We start from the raw sequence: 5,596 nt of genomic DNA, 5'->3' as shown, positions 1-5,596 counted from the left end.
AGCTGCGTTCCGATATCGGACAGAACTCCATCAACTTGGCTGAGAAGCTGCTGGGCGGCGAACTTTCTTCCGCAACCAAGCAGTCCTCCACGATTGACAACTTCCTGTCCGAGCTCGATTCTGTGGCACCGGCCGGAAAGTAGGCAACTATGAAGGCAGCTAGCCGCGAAGCCCTCGCACACGTAGAGTCCCAGCTGGATCAGATTCTGGCGCAGGACGATGCGATTGCGACGGCGGCACAGGCAGGTCTCGACCTTTTCGAGGTCGTTGATGTCCTTGATGCTGACCGCGAACTGCGCGTCGCGCTAACCGACGCCGCCGTTCCGGCTGCAAACCGCAAGTCACTGGTGCAGAACCTCTTCGGTGCAAAGATTGCTCCGGTCGCCACCCAGGTGATCGAAGCTTCTGCTGCCGAGCAGTGGTCCACCTCCCGTGACTTCGTCAAGGGTCTCGTGTCTCTCGGCCGCCGCGCTCTTCTGCGCGGTGCTGAGGCTCAGGGCCAGCTGGGCCCGGTGGAAGACGAGCTCTTCCGCCTGTCTAGCATCCTGAAGAACGAGGCAGAGCTGACCCAGCTGCTTTCCGACCGAACTGCTACGTCCGCACGTAAGCGCGGATTGCTGGCAAGCGTGCTCTACGGCAAGGTAACGATGTTCTCTGAGGCGCTCGCGCTCCAGGCCATCGGCCGCCCTGAGCAGAACCCGATCGATGATGTCGCGGCACTGGCCGACTACGCAGCTAAGCTGCAGGGTCGCACCATTGCTCGTGTTACCACCGCGGGTGAGCTGAATGATAGCCAGCGTGCAGCACTCGCTGAGAAGCTGGGCAAAATTTATGGTCGTGCGATGTCCATTCACTCTGAGGTTGACACCAGCCTCCTCGGTGGTATGACCATCCGCGTCGGCGACGAAGTTATCGACGGCTCCACGGCAGGCAAGATTGCCCGCCTGCGTGCCAAGATGGCTTAAGTCAGGCCGAAACGACAGAAATGATTAAGTAATTGCTGGAAGATACTACCGAGAGCAGGAAGAACATGGCGGAGCTGACGATCTCCTCCGATGAGATTCGTAGCGCGATTGCGAACTACACCTCGAGCTACTCCGCGGAGGCCTCCCGTGAGGAGGTCGGCGTGGTCATTTCGGCAGCTGACGGTATTGCGCAGGTTTCTGGCCTGCCATCCGTTATGGCGAATGAGCTGCTCGAGTTCCCAGGCGGCGTTATCGGCGTCGCACAGAACCTTGACACCAACTCCATCGGTGTCGTTGTCCTGGGTAACTTCGAGTCCCTCACCGAGGGCGACGAGGTCAAGAGGACTGGCGAAGTCCTTTCCATCCCTGTGGGCGAGGAATTCCTCGGCCGCGTTATCAACCCACTGGGCCAGCCGATCGACGGTCTGGGCCCAATCGCCGCTGAAGAGGACCGCGTCCTCGAGCTGCAGGCACCTTCCGTGCTGCAGCGTCAGCCGGTTGAAGAGCCGATGCAGACTGGCATCAAGGCTATTGACGCAATGACCCCGATTGGTCGTGGTCAGCGTCAGTTGGTCATTGGTGACCGTAAGACTGGTAAGACCGCAGTCTGCATCGACACCATCCTGAACCAGAAGGCTAACTGGGAGTCTGGCGACAAGGACAAGCAGGTACGTTGTATCTACGTCGCTATCGGCCAGAAGGGCTCCACCATTGCTGGAGTCCGCCACACCCTGGAGCAGCACGGCGCACTGGAGTACACCACCATCGTGGCAGCTCCGGCTTCCGACGCCGCCGGCTTCAAGTGGCTGGCACCGTTCTCCGGTGCAGCCCTGGGTCAGCACTGGATGTACCAGGGCAACCACGTCCTGGTCATCTACGATGATCTCACCAAGCAGGCTGAGGCCTACCGTGCGATTTCCCTTCTGCTGCGCCGTCCGCCGGGCCGCGAGGCATACCCGGGCGACGTCTTCTACCTCCACTCCCGTCTGCTGGAGCGTGCTGCAAAGCTCTCCGACGACATGGGTGCAGGTTCCATGACCGCACTGCCGATCATCGAGACCAAGGCGAACGACGTTTCCGCCTTCATCCCGACCAACGTTATTTCCATTACCGACGGCCAGGTCTTCCTGGAGTCCGACCTGTTCAACCAGGGCGTCCGTCCGGCAATTAACGTCGGTGTCTCCGTCTCCCGTGTGGGTGGCGCTGCACAGACCAAGGGCATGAAGAAGGTCGCCGGTAACCTGCGTCTTGAGCTTGCTGCTTACCGTGACCTGCAGGCATTCGCTGCCTTCGCTTCCGACCTCGACCCTGCCTCCAAGGCACAGCTCGAGCGCGGTGAGCGTCTGGTTGAGCTGCTCAAGCAGGCGGAGTCCTCCCCGCAGCCAGTCGAGTTCCAGATGGTTTCCATCTACTTGGCTGACCAGGGCATCTTCGACGTCGTTCCCGTCGAGGATGTACGTCGCTTCGAGGCTGAGGTACACGAGTACCTGCACTCGAATACCCCGCAGGTATTCGAGCAGATCGCTGGTGGCCAGCCTCTGTCCGACGAATCCAAGGATGCGCTCGTCAAGGCTGCTAAGGACTTCATCCCGACCTTCCGCACCACCGAGGGCCATAACTTGGGCTCCGAGGCAGAGGTCGAGGCACTCGATGCAGCAGAGGTAAAGAAGACCGAGCTCAGCGTCTCCCGTAAGACGGCTAAATAGAGTCCGCACAGCTCTAAGAATCAACCGTCGAGATAATAGAAGGGAGGAGCGAACACCATGGCTAATCTTCGTGAACTGCGCGACCGAATCCGGTCCGTCAATTCCACTAAGAAGATCACCAAGGCACAGGAGCTCATTGCTACCTCGCGCATTACCAAGGCACAGGCTAGGGTTGAGGCTTCACAGCCTTACGCACACGAGCTTGCGAATGTGATGAACAAGCTCGCAGCGGCCAGCTCGCTGGATCACCCGATGCTTCGTGAACGTGAAGATGGCAAGGTCGCCGCTATTCTCGTGGTCTCTTCTGACCGCGGTATGTGTGGTGGCTACAACAACAACATCTTCAAGAAGGCAGCCGAGCTCGAAGCCCTGCTCAAGAAGCAAGGCTACGAGACCGTCCGCTACGTCACGGGTAATAAGGGCGTTGGCTTCTACAAGTTCCGTGAAGCTGATGTCGCAGGCAGCTGGGCTGGTTTCTCGCAGGATCCGTCCTGGGAGACCACCCACGATGTCCGTCGTCACATGATCGACGGCTTCATTGCAGGTTCCAAAGGTACTGCCAAGTACCGCGACGGCCTCAACACCGAGGGCGAAGGCATCCGTGGCTTCGACCAGGTTCACGTTGTGTACACCGAGTTTGAGTCCATGCTGACCCAAACCGCGCGTGCACAGCAGTTGTTGCCGGTGGTTCCGGTTATTGAGGATGAGGAATTCCACCTCGGAGAGTCCGCGCTTTCCGACTCCGAGCCTACGGATCAGGTCTCGCCTGATTTCGAGTTCGAGCCGGATGCTGACACTCTTATGGAGGCACTGCTTCCGCAGTACGTCTCTCGTATCCTCTTTGCGATGTTCTTGGAGGCTTCCGCTTCCGAGTCCGCAGCACGCCGTACCGCAATGAAGTCTGCTACTGACAATGCAACCGAGCTGGTCAAGGACCTCTCGCGCGTGGCCAACCAGGCTCGTCAGGCACAGATTACCCAGGAAATTACAGAGATCGTCGGTGGCGCTGGGGCGCTCGCCGAAAGCGCAGAAAGTGACTAGATTATGACTTCAGCTCTGCAAGAGCAGAACACACAGTCGTCGGCTGTTGCCGGCCGTGTGGTGCGCGTCATCGGTCCGGTCGTCGACGTGGAATTCCCGCGTGGCGGACTGCCGGCACTGTACAACGCACTGACCGTCGAGATTTCTCTCGAGGCTGTTGCAAAGACCGTCACCCTCGAGGTCGCTCAGCACCTCGGTGACAACCTCGTCCGTACCGTTTCCATGGCACCGACCGACGGCCTCGTCCGCGGCGCTACCGTGACCGATACTGGCAAGCCAATCTCCGTTCCAGTCGGCGATGTGGTCAAGGGCCACGTCTTCAACGCACTGGGCGACTGCCTCGACCAGCCTGGTCTGGGCCGCGACGGCGAGCAGTGGGGCATCCACCGTGAGCCGCCAGCATTCGACCAGCTCGAGGGCAAAACCGAAATCCTGGAGACCGGTATTAAGGTTATCGACCTCCTGACCCCGTACGTGAAGGGCGGCAAGATCGGCCTCTTCGGCGGTGCAGGTGTTGGTAAGACCGTTCTCATCCAGGAGATGATTACTCGTATCGCACGCGAGTTCTCCGGTACCTCCGTCTTCGCCGGCGTCGGCGAGCGTACCCGTGAGGGCACCGACCTCTTCCTCGAGATGGAAGAGATGGGCGTTCTCCAGGACACCGCCCTCGTGTTCGGCCAGATGGATGAGCCGCCAGGAGTCCGTATGCGCGTGGCTCTGTCCGGCCTGACCATGGCGGAGTACTTCCGCGATGTGCAGAACCAGGACGTGCTGCTGTTCATTGACAACATCTTCCGTTTCACCCAGGCTGGCTCTGAGGTTTCGACCCTGCTGGGTCGTATGCCTTCCGCCGTTGGCTACCAGCCAACCTTGGCTGACGAGATGGGTGTCCTGCAGGAGCGCATTACCTCCACGAAGGGCAAGTCGATTACCTCTCTGCAGGCCGTTTACGTCCCTGCGGATGACTACACCGACCCGGCTCCGGCCACCACCTTCGCCCACCTCGATGCAACCACCGAGTTGGATCGTGGTATTGCTTCCAAGGGTATTTACCCGGCTGTGAACCCGCTGACCTCGACCTCTCGTATTCTGGAGCCGTCCATCGTGGGCGAGCACCACTACGAGGTTGCGCAGCGCGTCATTCACATCCTGCAGAAGAACAAGGAACTCCAGGACATCATCGCCATCCTTGGTATGGACGAGCTGTCCGAGGAGGACAAGGTCACCGTTCAGCGCGCACGTCGTATCGAGCGCTTCCTAGGCCAGAACTTCTTCGTCGCAGAGAAGTTCACCGGCCTGCCGGGCTCCTACGTCCCGCTGACCGAGACCATCGATGCTTTCGAGCGCATCTGCAACGGCGAGTTCGATCACTACCCAGAGCAGGCATTCAACGGCCTGGGTGGCTTGGACGACGTCGAGGCTGCGTACAAGAAGCTTTCCGAGAAGTAGGGAGTGGCACATGGCTGACATCACCGCTGAATTGGTATCCGTCGAGCGTAAGCTGTGGGCTGGTAAGGCCACGCTGGTTACGGCTGAGACCACTGAGGGTGAGATCGGCGTGCTTCCTGGCCACGAGCCATTGGTCGGTCAGCTGGCCGACAATGGTGTTGTGACCATCCACCCAGTCGACGGCGAGCGCCTCGTCGCCGCGGTCCAGGGTGGCTTCCTCTCCGTGTCCAAGGACAAGATCACTGTCCTCGCCAACTGGGCTACTTGGTCCACTGAAGTTGATGAGGCACAGGCTTCCGAAGACCAGAAGTCCGAGGAGTTTATTGTCCACAACCGTGGTGAAGCCGCTCAGCGAGCACTTCGTCGCGCCAAGGGCTAGGTAGAGTAACGGGCAGCAAAGCCCTTCCGCTCTCATAAGCGCCCCACCTTTCTTTC

5 protein-coding genes and 1 pseudogene are annotated in these 5,596 nt (G+C 59.7%); all 6 read left to right on the top strand.

The window, feature by feature from the left end; translation table 11 throughout:
- Positions 1–143 (top strand): annotated as a pseudogene (locus tag HMPREF2724_RS13235) (F0F1 ATP synthase subunit B); the annotation flags it as partial.
- Between the two features lie 6 nt (positions 144–149).
- Positions 150–965: a F0F1 ATP synthase subunit delta gene (locus HMPREF2724_RS08025; protein ID WP_070456171.1), complete on the top strand. Its 816-nt coding sequence runs from the start codon at positions 150–152 to the stop codon at positions 963–965.
- A 65-nt stretch (positions 966–1,030) separates the two neighbouring features.
- Positions 1,031–2,671, top strand: coding sequence for a F0F1 ATP synthase subunit alpha (gene atpA / locus HMPREF2724_RS08020; RefSeq protein WP_070456169.1), 1,641 nt, complete (start codon positions 1,031–1,033; stop codon positions 2,669–2,671).
- Between the two features lie 57 nt (positions 2,672–2,728).
- The gene (locus tag HMPREF2724_RS08015; RefSeq protein WP_062035308.1) at positions 2,729–3,712 is read left to right on the top strand and encodes a F0F1 ATP synthase subunit gamma; all 984 of its coding nucleotides are present in this window, start codon (positions 2,729–2,731) and stop codon (positions 3,710–3,712) included.
- A gap of 3 nt (positions 3,713–3,715) precedes the next feature.
- Positions 3,716–5,161 (top strand): F0F1 ATP synthase subunit beta, encoded by a 1,446-nt coding sequence (gene atpD / locus HMPREF2724_RS08010; RefSeq protein ID WP_062035306.1) that lies wholly within the window; start codon positions 3,716–3,718, stop codon positions 5,159–5,161.
- Between the two features lie 10 nt (positions 5,162–5,171).
- Complete coding sequence (locus HMPREF2724_RS08005; RefSeq protein WP_061921985.1) at positions 5,172–5,540, top strand: F0F1 ATP synthase subunit epsilon; 369 nt, start codon at positions 5,172–5,174, stop codon at positions 5,538–5,540.
- Positions 5,541–5,596: the final 56 nt, after the last annotated feature.

It is taken from the genome of Corynebacterium sp. HMSC071F07, from assembly GCF_001810285.1.
Classification (GTDB): domain Bacteria; phylum Actinomycetota; class Actinomycetes; order Mycobacteriales; family Mycobacteriaceae; genus Corynebacterium; species Corynebacterium simulans.
Note: the sequence above shows the minus strand (reverse complement) of the source record. Positions and strands in the feature narration are given on the sequence as shown.